Annotated in this window: 13 protein-coding genes; 6 read left to right on the plus strand and 7 right to left on the minus strand. The window is 69.1% G+C overall.

All coding sequences use genetic code 11. The features are described from left to right. Nucleotides 1-24: 24 nt before the first annotated feature. Complete coding sequence (locus OCS65_RS25415; protein WP_050034549.1) at nt 25-2,076, minus strand: hydantoinase/oxoprolinase family protein; 2,052 nt, start codon at nt 2,074-2,076, stop codon at nt 25-27. A gap of 335 nt (nt 2,077-2,411) precedes the next feature. Between OCS65_RS25415 and OCS65_RS25420 the strand changes: the two genes are divergently transcribed. Further along, nucleotides 2,412-3,515 (plus strand): transporter substrate-binding protein, encoded by a 1,104-nt coding sequence (locus OCS65_RS25420; protein ID WP_231772030.1) that lies wholly within the window; start codon nt 2,412-2,414, stop codon nt 3,513-3,515. Here OCS65_RS25420 and OCS65_RS25425 read toward each other — a convergent pair. Beyond that, nucleotides 3,498-5,003, minus strand: coding sequence for a PucR family transcriptional regulator (locus OCS65_RS25425; protein ID WP_231772031.1), 1,506 nt, complete (start codon nt 5,001-5,003; stop codon nt 3,498-3,500). The genes OCS65_RS25420 and OCS65_RS25425 overlap by 18 nt on opposite strands. 781 nt (nt 5,004-5,784) lie before the next feature. Beyond that, a complete protein-coding gene (locus tag OCS65_RS25430; RefSeq protein WP_050034547.1) occupies nt 5,785-6,501 on the minus strand; it encodes a MerR family transcriptional regulator in 717 nt (238 codons plus the stop codon). A gap of 113 nt (nt 6,502-6,614) precedes the next feature. Here OCS65_RS25430 and OCS65_RS25435 point away from each other — a divergent pair, with 113 nt between their 5' ends. Continuing rightward, complete coding sequence (locus tag OCS65_RS25435) at nt 6,615-7,832, plus strand: erythromycin esterase family protein (protein ID WP_043797661.1); 1,218 nt, start codon at nt 6,615-6,617, stop codon at nt 7,830-7,832. A gap of 194 nt (nt 7,833-8,026) precedes the next feature. Here OCS65_RS25435 and OCS65_RS25440 read toward each other — a convergent pair whose 3' ends face one another. The 4 genes from OCS65_RS25440 to OCS65_RS25455 form a co-directional block, all read right to left on the minus strand. Continuing rightward, a complete protein-coding gene (locus OCS65_RS25440) occupies nt 8,027-8,533 on the minus strand; it encodes a COG4315 family predicted lipoprotein (protein WP_006943359.1) in 507 nt (168 codons plus the stop codon). Beyond that, entirely contained in the window at nt 8,533-9,279 is a 747-nt protein-coding gene (locus OCS65_RS25445) for a flavodoxin family protein (RefSeq protein WP_043797557.1), read from the minus strand. The genes OCS65_RS25440 and OCS65_RS25445 overlap by 1 nt, the downstream gene beginning before the upstream one ends. A 204-nt stretch (nt 9,280-9,483) precedes the next feature. Then, on the minus strand, nt 9,484-9,774 hold the full coding sequence (locus OCS65_RS25450; protein WP_043797559.1) for a hypothetical protein: 291 nt from the start codon (nt 9,772-9,774) through the stop codon (nt 9,484-9,486). Nucleotides 9,775-10,215: 441 nt separating this feature from the next. Continuing rightward, a complete protein-coding gene (locus OCS65_RS25455; RefSeq protein WP_231772032.1) occupies nt 10,216-11,649 on the minus strand; it encodes a glycoside hydrolase family 140 protein in 1,434 nt (477 codons plus the stop codon). A 260-nt stretch (nt 11,650-11,909) separates the two neighbouring features. Here OCS65_RS25455 and OCS65_RS25460 point away from each other — a divergent pair, with 260 nt between their 5' ends. The 4 genes from OCS65_RS25460 to OCS65_RS25475 all read left to right on the plus strand — a co-directional run bounded on the left by OCS65_RS25460 (nt 11,910) and on the right by OCS65_RS25475 (nt 16,002). Further along, entirely contained in the window at nt 11,910-12,146 is a 237-nt protein-coding gene (locus OCS65_RS25460; RefSeq protein WP_006943364.1) for a hypothetical protein, read from the plus strand. A 102-nt stretch (nt 12,147-12,248) separates the two neighbouring features. After that, nucleotides 12,249-13,814 carry an FAD-dependent oxidoreductase gene (locus tag OCS65_RS25465; protein WP_006943365.1) on the plus strand — a complete coding sequence of 522 codons (1,566 nt, stop codon included), beginning with the start codon at nt 12,249-12,251 and terminating at the stop codon, nt 13,812-13,814. Beyond that, entirely contained in the window at nt 13,811-14,848 is a 1,038-nt protein-coding gene (locus OCS65_RS25470; RefSeq protein WP_029540827.1) for a DUF5914 domain-containing protein, read from the plus strand. Before OCS65_RS25465 ends, OCS65_RS25470 begins: the two co-directional genes overlap by 4 nt. A gap of 80 nt (nt 14,849-14,928) precedes the next feature. Then, entirely contained in the window at nt 14,929-16,002 is a 1,074-nt protein-coding gene (locus OCS65_RS25475) for a patatin-like phospholipase family protein (RefSeq protein WP_263508024.1), read from the plus strand. Nucleotides 16,003-16,041: the final 39 nt, after the last annotated feature.

Consider the following 16,041-nt stretch of genomic DNA (forward strand, 5'->3'; position numbering starts at 1 on the left):
AATTCGATTGCAGCCGGATATGGGCTATGCGGAGTACTCGAGGATGAGATTTCCCCACTCGTCGACTCGGGCGGTCGTGCCCGGCGGGACGACGGTGGTCGAGTCCAATTGGTCGACGATGCAGGGCCCCGACAGCACCGCCCCAGGCAGCAGGTCGGCGCGGTCGTACACCGGCGTGTCGAGGCGACCTACCTCGTCCGGGAACAGGACCTGCCGGATTTCGGTGTGCGCGGGGACGAATCCGGCGGGATCGATCAGTTCCGCCGGTTGCACGTCCCTGCGCGGCGTGAGGCCGACGGCGCGCACGAGGATCCGGTAGATCTCCACGCCCGCGTCCTCCGATGAGAAGTTGTGCTCCCGCAGATGTGTGGCGTGGAAGGTGGCCACGACGCCGTCCAGCGTCGTCAACGGCACTGTGACGGGCACTGCGATGGCTCGCCACTGTCCGAGATACCTCATGTCGAGGTAGTACTCGAAGATCATGTCCGATTCGGCGACGTGCTCCGCGGAGAGTCGCTCGCGCCCCTGCTGCTCGAGTTCGCGGAACGACTCCGCGAGGTGGTCCAGGTCGGCGTCCGCGGCGTCCGCCAGGTACATCTTGGTGAGGTCGTGCTGGATGTCGACGAGCATGCAGCCCATGGCGGACGTCACGCCCGGGTGAGGAGGGATGATGACCGTCGGGATGCCCAGATCTTTGGCGAGGTACGCGGCGTGCAGCGGTCCCGCTCCGCCGAAGCCAACGAGGGCGAAGTCCCGCGGATCGTGCCCCTTGCGGATGGAGATCAGGCGGACGGCGTCCGCCATGTTGGCGTTGGCCACCTTGATGATCGACTGCGCGGCTGTTTCGACATCGAGCCCGAGCGGCTCGGCGACCCGCGCGACCGCGGCACGCGCAAGCGACTCGTCGAGTTCCTTCACACCGCCCGCTAATTTCTTGCCCACGGTGCCGAGGATCAGGTTGGCGTCGGTGTTCGTGGCCAGTACGCCGCTGCCGCCGTAGCAGGCGGGCCCCGGGTCCGAGCCGGCCGACTGCGGCCCGTTGCGCAGCGATCCCGCATCATCGAGCCAGGCGATCGAACCGCCGCCCGCGCCGATTGTGAGGACTTCGATGCTCGGGAAGCAGATCGGGTAGCCGAACTCCACGCTCCACATGTTCGTGGTGCCGAGCACGCCGTTGTCGGTGAGGGAGACGTCCGTCGACGTGCCACCCATGTCGAACCCGATCGAGTTCTCGTAGCCACACATTCGCGCGATGTGGCGACTGGCGATTGCGCCGGCGGCGATCCCGGAGGCCGCCAGTCGCGCGCCGTACTTCTCGGCCATCTTCGGTGTCATCACCCCGCCACCGGAGTGCAGCAGCAAGACGTCGTTCGCGTAGCCGTTCTCGGCGAGGCGGTCCTCCAGCGTGCGTGCGTAGGGACCGATGATCGGAACCAAGGCGGCGTTCGCCACGGTGGTCGAGAATCGTTCGTACTCGAAGATCTCGGGATGGACGTCGCTCGATGTCGTGATCGCCACACCCGGAAGTTCCTCGGCGAGGATCTCCGCCATACGATTCTCGTGAGCGGGATTGGTGAACGAGTTGACGAAGCACACGGCCACCGTCTCCACCTCACGCCGCAGCAGGATGCGTGCGACGTCCCTGGCCTGTTCCTCATCGAGCGGTTCGAGAACGGTTCCGTCATAACCGATGCGCTCGCGCACTGTGAGTCGGTGGCGGCGCGGCACGAAGGGCTTCGCGACCTCCTGGTAGGGATCCCAGGACTCGCGGTCTCCCCGGCGAATCTCGATGACATCGCGGAATCCCTCGGTGGTCACCAGCGCCACCTTGGGGAAGTTGCGGGTGATGAGGGCGTTGGTCGCGATCGTCGTTCCGTGCGAGAAGAATTCGACGTCCTCCCAGTCGATGCCGGCTTGCCGCATACCGGCCAGGACACCCTCGATCGGATCGGCCTGTGTCGGATACTTCGCGGTAACGATGCGCCCGTCCTCCCGTTGGACGAACACGTCGGTGAAGGTTCCGCCGATGTCGACCGCGGTGCGGATCTTCCCCGGCCTGCTGATGGCTTCGGTCATGTCGGCCTCCTCTGCTGTGTCACTGACCTGAGGTAACGAAACTCGTCCGAGCCGCCCGCAACAATTGGCCCATCCGACGACCGCTCCGGCGCGGATACTGGAGATTCACACACCCCGGCACCGGCCGCGCCGCGCTCAGCTGCGGAAACACCGGCACCGGTTGCGTAACGGGCAGGTGACCGACATGCAGACGCAATCGATGGTCACCTAATCGAAACACCCCGGAAGCGGCTCCGCCCACCCCGCAGCCGCGCGCTGTGTGGGGCGTCGGCCGGGCACGTAGAGTGACAACGACTGCCATGAGGTCGACACCTCCGCCCGAGAGGAGCGAACGAGTGAAGCTCGGCATGCTGTATTCACTCAGCGGTGCACAAGCCGAGATGGAGCGATCCATCCTCGACGGCGCCCTGGTCGCGGTGCACGAGATCAACGCCGGAGGGGGAATCCTCGGCGAGGAGATGACTTTCGCGATCTATGACGATCGTTCCGAGGTCGCGCTGACCGTACGCGGGATCGACCATCTCTGCAGGGACGAATCGGTCGACGTGGTGGTGGGCGGGTACACGTCGGCGAGCCGGGTGGCGATGCGCCCCGCGATCCACGCCAACCGGTCCCTGCTGATGTACCCCACGTACTTCGAGGGCGAGGAGACCGATCCGCGCGTCTTCTATTGCGGTGCAGCGCCCAACCAGTACATCACCGACTACCTCGGGTGGATCGCCTCGACCCTGGGCCGGCGGATCTACATCGTCGGCTCCGACTACATCTACCCTCGGGTGCTCGGCGATGCGATCCGCAAGCTGGGCGCGTACCACGACGTCGACACCGTGGGCGACTGGTATGCGCCCCTGGGCGAAACCGACTTCGCGGCCGTGCTCGACGACATCGGGCGCAAGCGCCCGTCGGTGATCGTGTGCAACCTCGTCGGGCGCGACTCGACCGCGAGCTTCTACACCCAGTTCCACCGAGCCGGGTACACGTCGGACGCCCTGCCCATCGCCGCGACGGTCACCACGGCGATCGACCTGGGGCACATGCCGCCCGAGGTGTCCGACGGCCATTACATGGTGGGCACCTACTTCTCCCGGCTCGACACACAGGTCAACGCGGCATACCGGCAGTCCCTCGTCGACATCCGCGGACAGACCCGCACCCACGCGGCACAGGTCGGTGCGTACAACGCTGTACATGCGCTCCGGCTCGCCGCGGAACAGGCCGCGTCGCTGAACCCGTCGGACCTGTCCGAGGCGCTGCTCTGCGTTCGATTCGACGGCAATCCCGAAGGGCTGCCGTTCTTCTTCCGGAGCAACCACTACAGTGCGCACCCGTCCTACGTGGGCCGGGTGACAGGGGGCGACTATGACGTGGTCGCGGAGTTTCCGTCCCGGCTTCCCGAGCCGTGGTGGCCGGGAAGCGTGCCGCTAATCGCCACCACCTGACTCCCGCAGCACAAGAGCCAGATAGAAGTCGGTGCGGTCGGCGGTGGTGTGAAGCCCTCGCCCCGTCAGCCGCTCGATGCGCGCGAGCCGGTACCGGAGAGTGTTGATGTGGATCCCGAGTTCCGCGGCGGTAGCGCCCCAATGCGCGTCCAGGGCAAGGAATGTCCGCAGCGTTTCGAGATACCGTGACCCCTTCTGGTCGTCGTAGTCGACGACAGGTTTCAGCAGCGCGCGATCGAGCACCGCGGCCAGCCGCGGTTCCGCGGCGAGCAGGGTCGCCGCCAACGGCGCGGGCAACGGTACCGAGTGCCCGCCGGTGCGCGCCGCGCGGGCGTCCCGCTCGGCCAGCTGTCGCGCACTGATCAGCGCGCGCACCAGGTCGTCGCTTCCGCGCAGCACGCACGAGCTGGTGCCGACCGCCGCCGCCGCTCCGTGCCGCCGCGTGAAGAGGGCCTTGAGTACCTCCAGGTGGTGGTCAAACGCAGGTCCGTCGTCGACGCCACCAGGTCCGGTGCCGCCGTCCATTGTGATCAGCGCGTATGCGCCGTCGTCGTGCGCTCCGGCCACGCACGTCCCGTCCGCGCGCAGCCCAAGATCCTGCAGCGCGGCGACGGCCGGCTCGGCGCGGAAGCCGGCAGGCTCTGCCGCCACGATGGCCACCGCCCGTATCCGGCTCCCGGGCTCCAGCCCGAGCGAATGCGCCCAGGGGTCGAGAGCCTCGGCAGCGACCGTGGCGGTGATCAGTTCGCGGACGAGCGCGTTCTCCGACTGCCGGCGTGCTGATCGGGCGACCTCGACGGCGTGGACGCAGGCATCGAGCCGTTCGGCGAGCCGGCGCACCAGTCGTACGTCCCACCCGGTGCGGCTCGGATTCGCGAGGACCATGGTGTGACCCGACGAGGGCAGCACCGTGTGGATTACGGCAGCGGACGCCGAGATCCGGTCGAGAGGAACCGGCGGCCGCGCCGTGGCCCTGGCGAGGAACTCCATGTCCACCGTCGGCGCTCTGGTGAGGACGCACCCCTGCATCACCAGCCATGCCCGGACGTCACCGCCCGCGACGAAGGCGTCGAGTGCGTCGCGGAGGGTGTCGGCATCGGTGTCCGCCGGCTTCGCCACGGAGCTCGCATTCGGATCGAGCACCGTCCCGAGTCGCGAGAACGGGAGCGAACTGGGCAGCACGAACACGGGAATCGACTGGCGAACACATTCCGTCAGGAACTCCGGAGGAAGGTCCCAGTCGTCGTTGTCGACGATCACCGCGACGGCGCCTTCTGCACGGAGCGCGCCTGCCGTCGACTCCGGCGACGAGAGGGACGCCCACACCGCGGACGGAAGGTAGGCGATGCTGGACTCGCCGCAGCTGATCGGTGCGCTCGGGTCGATCTGGCGCAGCGTCTTCACGGGAACGTTGCGCATGCGCGCGACGGCGTCGGGTGTGAGGGCACGAAGGCCCGCAAGATCAGCGATGTCGCCAACCGTGGTCATGCGCCTCCTTACCCGTTCCGAATCGTGAGCCGATTATCGTGCACCGCGGCAATTCCTTCGACCGCGCACCCTCGCGCGGCGCCTGCGGATCTGATTCGGCCAGCGGAACTGCACGGTGATCGCGCGCCTGGAGTCGGGCTGCGGGACGGTCGGCCGAGCGGCGTAGTGTTTGGCAGCCACGGCCGAATGGTCCTGGAGGTACGCAAGTCCCAGGTGTCGACCCTGGCGGATCTCCTGCCGGAACAACGCCGCGAGAGAGCGTCTCATCGGGTTGCTACGGCGAATCCCGTGCGGTCTCCCATTGGGCCGCAGTGTGCTTCCGGACACCGATCGATCGTGAAAAACTTGGCGATGAAACAGGTTCGACGTGGCAATTTCATGCAAACGTAACTGTGATCCGTCGCAACCTGCCGCTCGGCTGCCCCTCTGGCCTGCGTAGGGATCAATTCGGTTCTCAATTCGAGAATCGACAGCGTCCACCTTCAAAGGTGCCTCCGAATTCGCTCACACGGCAGCCGTGTCGAATTCGCTCCTGGGACAGGACACTCGACGATCCCCTACGCGTCCGGGCTCACAACGCTTCGCCGCAGCCGCCGAGGGCTCCGGGCGGGTGTCCACCGGCCACGGGACCTCACCGGCAGGACCGAATACCGCAGCAGCGTTCACTCCAGGGCTTGGTGACCGCGTCGCCCACGAGCTCGCAAGCGCGTTCACCGGGGCGCGCGGTGTATTTCCTGGGCAGCATTGCGCGGATGGTCCCAGGATTCGACCCCTGCCCTCACTACGTCGTCGGCCACCCCTGCTGTGTCCGATCGAGCATGGTGAGGTAGGTATCGAGCTGGGCCGCGCCGGCGAGAAGGTTGCGGCTGCGCGTGGTCAGCCGGTCCTGCCAGGAGCCGAGGAAGGCGGCCAACGCGTCCGCCCCGCCCGCCGTGCGCAGCGACTCGAGGAACCGGGCGACCTGGGACAGCGGGTAGCCGCCCTGGCGCAGTTGCCGTGCGATCTCGGCGTCGCGCACGCAGTCCGGTCCGTATTCGCGATAGCCCGTTGCCCGGTCGCGGTCGGGGCGCAGGATGCCCTGGGTCTCCCAGGTGCGCAGCGTGGCCGGGTGCACGCCGAGTCGGCGGGCGAGTTCGCCCACAGTCAGCGGTCCACCGCGGACAGCAGTCGGTGCCGTGGTGGACAGGGCGCCCAGGGCCGTTGCGACCTCGGTGCGGGTGCCGCGTTCGGCGAGCAGCGCGACGTGCGCGGCGTCGATCAGCCGGTAGGCGGACTCGGTGTCGCCGCGGTTGACTGAACGCATGATGTCTGTTGCCTGCCGGTGCCCGTGGCCGCCGCGCAACGCGAGGAAGGCGCGTAGAGCCTGCGCGTGCAGGGGCGTGTAGCGCCGGTAGCCGGTCTCGCTGCGCTCGGTCGGCGGGAGGATGCCCGCGTCGTCGTAGTTGCGGATCGCCTGTGCGGACAACCCGTGTTCCCGGGCGAGGTCGATGGGTCGCAACGTGCACCTCCGATTGAGGCTTCTACCTCCGGATTCCTGGTCGGAATCGCAGAAGTTTCACCCGATTCTTCAACGATATCGTCGAGGGCAGTTCCTTCCGACAAGGGGTGTTCATGTCTACTGCCGCAGCACTGCGTGGAATCGGCCGCCAACTCGACGACCCGGCAAGCCTGGGCCGCGCCCTCGACGAACTGCTCGCCACGCGGCCCGAGCCGCCGACCCTGCTCGCCCTCGGCGAGCCGACCCACGGGATCGAGGCGTTCCCGTTTCTGCGCAACGAACTCCTCGGTCACCTCGTCGAACGGGGGTACCGGTCGATCGTGCTGGAGACCGATGTCTTCGCCGCGTCCGTCGTCGACGACTACGTGGCCGGGGGAACGGCGGAGATCGACACGGTGCTCGCGACCGGGTTCAGCCACGGGTTCGGCGCGGTGCCGGGCAACCGCGAACTCGTCGAATGGCTCCGCGCGCACAATGCCGGCCGCGCGGAGCAGGATCGGGTTCGCTTCCACGGCTTCGACGCGCCGTTGGAGTTCTCCGGGGCGCCGAGCCCGCGACGCGCACTGTCCTCGGCCAACGACTACCTGCCCGCGGCGCTGCGGCCCGCATCGGTCCGCGACCTCGACGCGCTGCTCGGCGAGGACGCGGACTGGACGAACCAGGCGGCCATGTTCGACCCGGCAGCGTCCGTCGGCGACTCCGATCGCGCTCGCGCCCTGCGCATTGTCGCCGACGACCTCGCCAGCGCCCTGCGCCGCGCGGCACCCGGCCTGCGCTCCGCCGACCCGACCGGCTACGACCACGCCGTCGCGCACGCGCGCACCGCCCAGGGCCTGCTGCGCTATCACGCCGCCATGGCCAGTCCCGCACCCGATCGCATCGCGACCTTGCTCAGCCTGCGCGCCGAGATGATGGCCGAGAACCTGCTCGCGATCGTTGCCCAGGAGCAGCGACGCGGGCCGAGTCTGGTGTTCGCGCACAACGTTCACCTCCAGCGTGCGCAGTCCCACATGCCGGTCGGCGAGAGCGAGGTGAGCTGGGGGAGCGCCGGCGCGCTCGTCGGGCTCACCCTCGGCGAGCGCTATGTGTTCCTGGCCACCGACGCCAACCCCGACAGCGATCCGGGCACCCTCCAGGGCGTGTTGGCCGAGGCGACCACCCGCCGCGCCCTGTTCCCGGCACCGGCCCTGCGCGCCGCGCTTGCCCCGTCGATGGGCACGGGCGAACCGATCGTGCCCGGCCACATCCCGCTGGGCCCGGCAGACCTGGACGGCGCCGACGCGGTCATCTTCGTCGCCGACACCGACGGAAGACGGCATCAGTACTGGTAGCCGCACTCGACGCGCAGGCCAAGGTCCGCGGAAGCCCCTCACCGAACGAGGACCGTCGCTCGAGATATGCTGCGCAACAAGGAATCTGGTGCGCAGACCGATATAGCGGGTTCGAATGGTGCGCACCCGTCACTCCTGGTACCCGCTCACGTTCGCCCGGGCGGCGGTAGAACACCACCGGACGGTCACCCCGGTCACGGGAGTGGCACGCCGGCCTCGTCTATCGCCAGCCACAGGCCGCCGAACTCCTCGACCTTGTGGCACAGCACCTGTCCGGGCTCCTCGTCGGCATAGAAGTACAGCGGGTGCCCGGCGTAGGTGACCTGAGCGGTCCCGTCGGAGCGCGACGTGGTGCCCAGCAGCCCCTGGTCGGCGTCACCGGCCGCAACGGGAGCACCGACGGTGAGCACCGGCGGCCACGCCACGGCACAGTCCCCGTAGCAGTCGGGGACCGTGCCTGCCTCCCGGTCGAAGATGTAGATCGCCTGGTCCCTCCGGTCGAAGAGCATTTCACCGATGGGACCGTTCGCCGTGGTGATCACCGTCGGCTCGCCGGCCGTGGTCACCGCAGGTTCCGACGCCGGGACGACATCGTAGGAGCTCTCGCCCGTCGCCCCACAGCCGGTGGCGACGAGCACCACGAGCGGGAGGAGCGCGCACCACACGGCCCCCGGCCCCCGCTCGCCGATCTGTGCCGGCATCACCGATGCTCGGGGTTCTCGAACGACGGATGACACCCGGCGTCCCACAGCGATCGCTGGTTGCCACCCACCGGAAAGCCGCCGGCCCGCACGAGCAGTGCGGCGGTGTGCATGAGGTTGTAGGTCATGAACGTGGTGTTGCGATTGGTGAAGTCGTTCTCCGGGCCGCCCGACCCCGGATCGAGGTACGAGGGACCCGGGCCGGCCTCCCCGATCCAGCCGGCGTCGGCCTGCGGCGGGATCACGTATCCGAGGTGCTGGAGGCTGTAGAGGATGTTCATCGCGCAGTGCTTGACGCCGTCCTCGTTGCCGGTGATCAGGCAACCGCCCGCGCGGCCGTAGTACGCGTACTGGCCGTGCTCGTTGAGCAGCGAGGAACAGCCGTAGAGACGTTCGACGACCTTCTTGGTGACCGACGAATTGTCACCCAGCCAGATGGGCCCGGCGATGACGAGGATGTGCGCGGCGAGGATCCGGTCGAACAACTGCGGCCATTCGTCGCTCGGCCATCCGTGCTCCGTCATGTCGGGGTACACGCCCGTCGCGATGTCGTGGTCGACGGCCCGGATCTGGTCCACCTTGACACCTTCGCGTTCCATCAACGCCACACTGCGATCGATCAACCCCTGCGTGTTGCTGGTCTCGGGCGATCGTTTGAGCGTGCAGTTGACGAACATGGCACGCAGTCCCTCGAACTGCGGCGGTCCGCCCGCGCCCTGCGACTCCTCGAACACCGGTTCGGCCATGGGTCCTCCCATACGAGATCCGCACGCCTACGATAGGCCGCGACGACACCCCGCGGAGGCGGTTCCGTGTCTCCTCTGCTGCCGGAGACCTACGGTAACGTTCGGAACATCGTTGCCCGGGGAAGGGATCGGTACCCGTGACCGACGAACTCGCGCAGCGAGGACGCGTCGTGAGCGTGCGACTCGAACCCGCGGGACCGAGCGTCAGGCCGCCTGTGCGACCTCGGCTCGGACGTCCGTGGCCACCGGGACCGACTTCTGCTTCTCCGGCTGCGTGACCGTGGAGCGCGAGGGCGCACCGCAGTTCCCCGTGGCCCGGCACAGCAGGTGCGTGGCCGCGCAGAACGCCCCGCCGAGTGCCGCCCAGAGGAGCGAACCGAACATCCACATCCCCACCACGGCTACGGCCAGCACCAGCACGCCGTCCAGCACGAAAGCCACCACGGGGTGCGCGACCAGAGGCTCGTCGTTGCCGCCCTGTCGTTCCGTCTCCATCCGCCCGTCTCCTTTCCTGCCGACTCCGTATCCGATACCCAGCCCGGACGGAATTCACACCCTCGGTGCACGAACAGGGGACGAGAGGAGCACCGCGACGATCCGGATACGCGTTCGACTGGCGAAATCGTTTTGTGATGCGATACAAATGAGTGCATAATGTGAGAGCGATCACACTGTGGTACGGCAGGGGGTACATCAGTGGTCCATACATGCGAGGGTCGGCACCGGTTACGGACCGATATCGACGACGACGCCGGCGAGTCCTACTCGCGTCTCCGGCACACGTCCGGCACGGCGGCAGGTGCGTGCATGGTGGCGGCAGCCATGGCGGTCGCCGTCACCGGTTCGGTGCTTCTCGGGCTGGCAGTCGCAGCGTCCGTCCTGGTGGCCGTAGCCATCGCCGCCATCATGATCTGACGCGCGGACCCGGCTCCCCGTTCACGCCTCGACCACCAGGAGCCAATCCTGGTCGCCGTCGACGTTCGTCCCCGGGGTGGCCACGTATCCGTCCCGATCGATCTCCGCCGGCAGCGAAGGCGCGGCGGCATCGGCGGGATCGATCCAGCCGAGTGTCGCTCCCGGCGGAATCAGTGCACGGTCGAGCCGGATCGTGCGCTGCGTCGGCACATAGACGACGGCGAGCGAGCCGTCCGGGGTGCGTGCAGCGGTGACGTAGTCGTCGTCCAGGACGTCCACCATCTCGTCGTCCGTCGATCGGGTGCCTCGCCCGTCGAGCACGAACGGCTCGTCGACGTCCGGCACCAACTGCCACCAGGCCCACGAGGCCCACAGATCACGAATGGCCTCGAGCTGTGTGACGGCGGGTGTGTCGAGGCGCGATTCCCAGCCGTCTCGGAACTCCCAGTCGTCGGAGCCACGAAACTCCCCCGGTGATCCGGAGGTCAACGCCCACAGAGCCTGGCGCCGAAGGGTCTCGTCGGTTGTCGGCGCCGTGTCGGGCTGGTTGTTCTCGCCCTCGTAGTTTCCCTCCGAGAAGACGGCGGGACGCGGGTCCCTGGCGCCCGCCGGTCGCTGGTAACCGTCCAGCACTGCCTTGTACGTCGGCAGATATGTGTAGACGAAGTTCCAGTCCGCCAACGGTTCCCAGAAGGGGTTGTCCGTCGAGAGCGATTTCTGGGGTCCCAGCTGTATCGAGAACGGCTTGTCCGAGCCGGCCGCCCTGATCCCTTGGAGCATGCCGCGCAACACGTGGTCGGAGTCGGAACCCGCAGCGGGATCGTCTGTCTCGGGAGAATAGTCCCCGCCGGTCATCCAGACGATGTTCGGAAACCGAGCGTATCGCTGGGCGAACATCCGGCCGTAGACGGCGGCCTGTTCGGCAGTCGCCGATGCGAACACGTCGGAAATGTTCCACCCGTCCATCGGGTAGAGGAACAGCGTGTTCCCGTGCCGGCAGGCGATCCGCAGGTACTCGTCGACACGCGCCCAGTACCGCTCGTTCCACGCCGTGATGTCACCGTCGACGAACGGTCGGATGCCGTCGAAGGTCGCTCCCTCCTCGCTCGGCCCGCCGTTGTCGGGGACGGCGACCGCAGAGATTATCGATGCGTTGAACCCGTGGGCCTCACGATTCGCGAAGTACGATTCGGCCTGCTCGGGCGACCAGTCCGCCAGGCCGGACCACGGCGAGTCTCCGCGAATCAGGATCGGATCGCCATGCTGATCTTCGAAGTAGCGGCCGTCACGACCGACAGCGGAGATGTAGCGATGGCCGGCGCTCTCGGTGACGTCGCACGCTGCGGCCGCCGGGACGGTCGCGGGCGGCGACGGCCGAACCTGCGGCCCGCCGCCATCCGAACAACTCGCCAGGCAGAGCACTACCAGGAGGGACAGGCCGGCGGTTCTCTTCACATTTCTCCCACCCGGTGTCGGCTACGCGCCCCGGAGAAGTCCACGCCCCTCCGGGACTTCAGCCGTTCCACTGCCTTCGTCCTCACCCGGTTGCCGCATGCGCTCGCCGACACACGCGCACAGTCGAGCCTATCTCGTGACGTCACTTCCCGGACCGCCCGTTCCGCCTCGAAGGTCCCAGGTTCCGGCTTACCGTGAGCGTGCGGCCGAATGCTCGCGCCCGGACCGTCGCCGGCCGCACAGCACGGGGAGGGAGCACGATGAACGATCTCCTCCGGCAGGTCGCCGAACTGCGTACGGATCTACAGGCCCTGGACCGGCGCGTGCGCTCCCTCGCCGAGGCGTTCGACCTGGTGGATCCGGTACCGGACGACGACGCCGCCGAGGCCAACCTGCGGGAGGTCATCGATGGCCTCAGCGACGCCCACCTGGATCTGAGCACCGCGGACAAGCATCTCGAGACCGTCGCGTCGCACGCGGCCCGGCTCGGCGCCTGACCGCGTCGGCCGTCGCCGGGGGCCTTGCCGCGGTAGGCTCGGCCTCGCCACTGTTCGACCAGGACGGCCGGATTCGGACCGGCGCCGCAGGAGGGCAGCTATATGAACGGTGCCGTCGGCAGCGATCGGCGGATCGCCCACCACGCCGCCTCTCGGGGTGCGCCGGACACCGGGCATCTGCCGCAGCGGCCCCGAGTGGTGGTCGTCGGCGCGGGCATCGCGGGGCTGACCGCCGCCACCGCCCTCGCCGAGCGCGGCGTGGAGGTCGAGGTGCTCGAACGCGAGGCTCACCTCGGCGGGCGGGTCGGCGGGTGGCACGAGCGGCTCGACGACGGCACCGGGATCGCGATGAACCGCGGGTTCCACGCCTTCTTCCGGCAGTACTACAACCTGCGCCGGCTGCTGCGCCGCACCGACCCGGATCTGCAACGGCTGACGGCGGTCGACGACTATCCGCTCATCGACGGCGAGGGCCGGCGCGACACCTTTCGCGGGATCCCGAACACCCCTCCGTGGAACGCGCTGGTGTTCGCGTTGCGAAGCCCCACGTTCCGGCTGCAGGACCTGGTGCGCATCGACGTGCGGGCGGCGGCCCCGCTGGCGACCGTGTCCGTGCCGGAGATCTACGACCGGCTCGACGACGTCGATGCACAGACGTTCCTGCAGCGCATCCGCTTTCCGGAGGCGGCCAACCATCTGGCGTTCGAGGTGTTCTCGCGCAGCTTCTTCGCTCCCCCGGCCGGCATGTCGGCCGCCGAGCTGGCCACGATGTTCCACATCTACTTCCTCGGCTCCGCCGAGGGACTGCTCTTCGACGTGGCCACCGGCAACTTCGACACCACCCTGTGGGAGCCGCTCGGCCGGTACCTCGCGGGACACGGCGCGCGCATCCGGACGTCCACCGCGGTGACCGGCGTCGAACTCGGCGGTACCCGGACCTTCCGCGTCCACGACGGCACCGGCGGCAGCATCGACGCCGACGGCCTCGTCCTCGCGCTCGACGTGGCCGGGCTGCGCGCCCTCGTCGACGCCTCGCCGGATCTCGGCGATCCCGGATGGCGTTCCCGGGTGGACCGATTGCGTTCCGCGCCCCCGTTCCTGGTGCAGCGCCTGTGGCTGGACCGTCCCGTCGCCGCGGACCGCCCGGCATTTCTCGGCACCGGCGGCCTGCGCCCGCTCGACAATGTCAGCGTGCTCGACCGTTACGAGGAGGAGGCCCGGGCCTGGACTCGCCGCACCGGCGGCTCGGTCGTGGAACTGCACGCGTACGCCGCGACGGGAGATGCTGTCGGCGGGGCACATTCGCCCGACGACGTGCGCGCCCAGGTGCTCGCGCGCCTGCACGCGATCTATCCCGAGACCGCCGCGGCCCGCGTCGTCGAGGAACGCACCCTCTGGCGTCAGGACTGTCCGTTGTTCGGGGTGGGCGATTTCGCGCGACGGCCCACCGTCCGCACCCCGCACGAACGGTTGATGCTCGCCGGCGACGGCATCCGGATCGACCTGCCGGTGGCCCTCATGGAACGCGCGGCCACCACCGGGTGGCACGCCGCGAATTCCCTTCTCGCGCAATGGGGTGTGGCCGGACACGACCTGTATACGGTGCCCACGCAGGGCCGTTCACCCGTCCTGCGCCGGCTCGCCGCCCTGGAAAGGCACCCCGCATGAGCGTGCTCGATCCGCTGTACCGGCGCTGGCCCGACACCTGGCCCGTCCGGCCCATCGACCCGGACCGCTGGGCCGCGCAGCAACCCACCTACCGCGGTGCACGGCCCGAGCTGATCTCCGCCGTCCTCGACCGCGCCCAGCGCCGGCCGTCCGGCAACTGGTACGTCGTGGCGGCCAGCCGTGAGATCGGCGCGGACCGGCCCTTCGGCATCACGATCGCCGGCATCGAACTCGTCGCCTGGCGCGACGGCGACCGGGTGCTCGTCGGCCCCGGCGCCTGCCCCCACCTCGGCGCCCCGATGGCGCTGGCCGCGGTGGACTGCGGCGCGCTGGTCTGCCGCTGGCACGGGCTGCGCCTCGACGCCGACGGCGCCTACGGCTGGAAGCCCTTCCCCAGCCACGACGACGGGGTGCTCGTGTGGGTCCGTCTCGATCACGTCGGCGGCGAGGAGCCGACGGAACTGCCGATCGTCCCGACTCGCCCGACGGCCGGGTCCCGCATCGCCGCGGTGGCCACCCTCGTCGGTGTGTGCGAACCGGCCGACATCGTCGCCAACCGCCTCGACCCGTGGCACGGCGCCTGGTTCCACCCGTATTCGTTCGCCCGCCTGGAGGTGGTCGAGGCTCCCTCCACCCGCGGCACTGCGGACGGCGAGGACCGGTTCCTCGTCGACGTCACCTTCCGGGTCGCCGGCCGGATCGGTGTGCCGGTGCGCGCCGAATTCACCAGCCCGGACCCGCGCACCGTCGTCATGCGGATCGTGTCGGGCGAGGGCGTGGGCAGCGTGGTCGAGACCCACGCGACGCCCCTCGGTGCCGGACCGGACGGGCGGCCCCGGACCGCGATCGTCGAGGCCGTCGTCGCCGATTCCCCTCGCCCCGGGTTCGGCATCGCCACCCGGCGCGCCGCCGCCGCCCTCCGCCCCCTCATGCGGCACACGGCCACCCGGCTGTGGCGCGACGACCTGGACTACGCCGAACGGCGCTATCAACTCCGCACCGCGGCACAACCGGGCCGCGTCCCCGGCCGGTAGCCGCTGCGCGGCGGGCATCCCGCACGGATTCGGGACCGAGGACCCTGGCCCGCGGTGTGGCACGCGCGCACAGTCGAGGCATGCTCGACACCGTCCTCGACATCTTCCGGGTGCGCCAGTACTTCGACCTCCTCTCCCGCGGTCGTGACGTGGTCGAAGGCGTGCGCAGCGACGCCGGTTTTCTCGTCGACGTCGCGCGGGCGGCCCTGCAGCGGCCCTCGGCCACGCCGGACCGGGAACTGCACCCCTTTCCCCGGTTCGAGCCCTTCCGGGTCGGGCTGCAGGAGGGGGATCGGATCGCGATGGCCGCGACAGGGGGCAGCGGAGCACTCGCGTCTCTGGTCGGTGTGGCCCGGGCGATGGAGGAGGGTGGGATCCGGCCGGCGGTGATCTCCCTGTGCTCCGGTTCCGCGCTGTTCGGCTTCCCGATCGCAGCGGGAGTCCCCGCCGAGGAGGTCGCAGAGTTCACCCTCGCGCTGGATCCCGAGGACTATCTCGACGTCGACTGGCGTCGCCTGCTCGCCGTCGCACCGACGGTGGGCCGCGGATTCGCCGGCATCCTGCGCGGCGATGCGATCGAGGCCACGTACCGGCGCCTGCTCGGCGACATGACGCTCGCCGCGATGCCCGTACCCGCCTACGCGCCGATCTGGAACATCGAACAGAACCGGCTCGAATACCTCGGGCCACGAACGTATCCCGACCTGCCCGTGGCCCGGGCCGTGCACATGGCGGTCGCGCTGCCGCTGTTCGTCGCACCCGTCGAGCTCGGCGGATTCCACTGGTGTGACGGCGGGATCGTCGACATCTTCCCCGTCCACCCGCTGCTCGACCTCGAGCAGCCGTGCGAGGTCACCCTCGCCGTCAACGGCTTCTACCCACCCGGCTTCGAAGGCGAGGACGCCACCGGCTGGGCCGAGCGCCGCGCGAGCATCCTCTACATCGCCGGTCAGGTGCGCACGTCCCAGCAGGTCGAGCTGGCGCGGGAGAACCTGGCGCGGCTGCGCTCGGCGTCGCGGGTCACGATGATCGAGCCGGTTCCGTACGAGAAAGTGCGAGGCGTCGGCTTCTACCGGCAGTTCCTCGGCACCCGGGACTGGCCGGAGTTCATGCATGCCGGACGTGCCGATGCCCGGCGCGTCCTGGCGGCGTGACGAGTCGCTCGCCGGCAGCGGAACTTGTCGGTCCCCTCG

Source organism: Rhodococcus aetherivorans (genome assembly GCF_025722975.1).
GTDB classification, from domain to species: domain Bacteria; phylum Actinomycetota; class Actinomycetes; order Mycobacteriales; family Mycobacteriaceae; genus Rhodococcus; species Rhodococcus aetherivorans.

Coding starts and splice junctions, on each gene's coding strand:
- OCS65_RS25445 (WP_043797557.1), bottom strand. CDS start 9,279: ATGGCCGAACCGGTGTTCGAGGAGTCGCAGGGCGCGGGCGGACCGCCG.
- OCS65_RS25415 (WP_050034549.1), bottom strand. CDS start 2,076: ATGACCGAAGCCATCAGCAGGCCGGGGAAGATCCGCACCGCGGTCGAC.
- OCS65_RS25425 (WP_231772031.1), bottom strand. CDS start 5,003: ATGACCACGGTTGGCGACATCGCTGATCTTGCGGGCCTTCGTGCCCTC.
- OCS65_RS25470 (WP_029540827.1), top strand. CDS start 13,811: ATGAGCGTGCTCGATCCGCTGTACCGGCGCTGGCCCGACACCTGGCCC.
- OCS65_RS25475 (WP_263508024.1), top strand. CDS start 14,929: ATGCTCGACACCGTCCTCGACATCTTCCGGGTGCGCCAGTACTTCGAC.
- OCS65_RS25460 (WP_006943364.1), top strand. CDS start 11,910: ATGAACGATCTCCTCCGGCAGGTCGCCGAACTGCGTACGGATCTACAG.
- OCS65_RS25450 (WP_043797559.1), bottom strand. CDS start 9,774: ATGGAGACGGAACGACAGGGCGGCAACGACGAGCCTCTGGTCGCGCAC.
- OCS65_RS25435 (WP_043797661.1), top strand. CDS start 6,615: ATGTCTACTGCCGCAGCACTGCGTGGAATCGGCCGCCAACTCGACGAC.
- OCS65_RS25465 (WP_006943365.1), top strand. CDS start 12,249: ATGAACGGTGCCGTCGGCAGCGATCGGCGGATCGCCCACCACGCCGCC.
- OCS65_RS25440 (WP_006943359.1), bottom strand. CDS start 8,533: ATGCCGGCACAGATCGGCGAGCGGGGGCCGGGGGCCGTGTGGTGCGCG.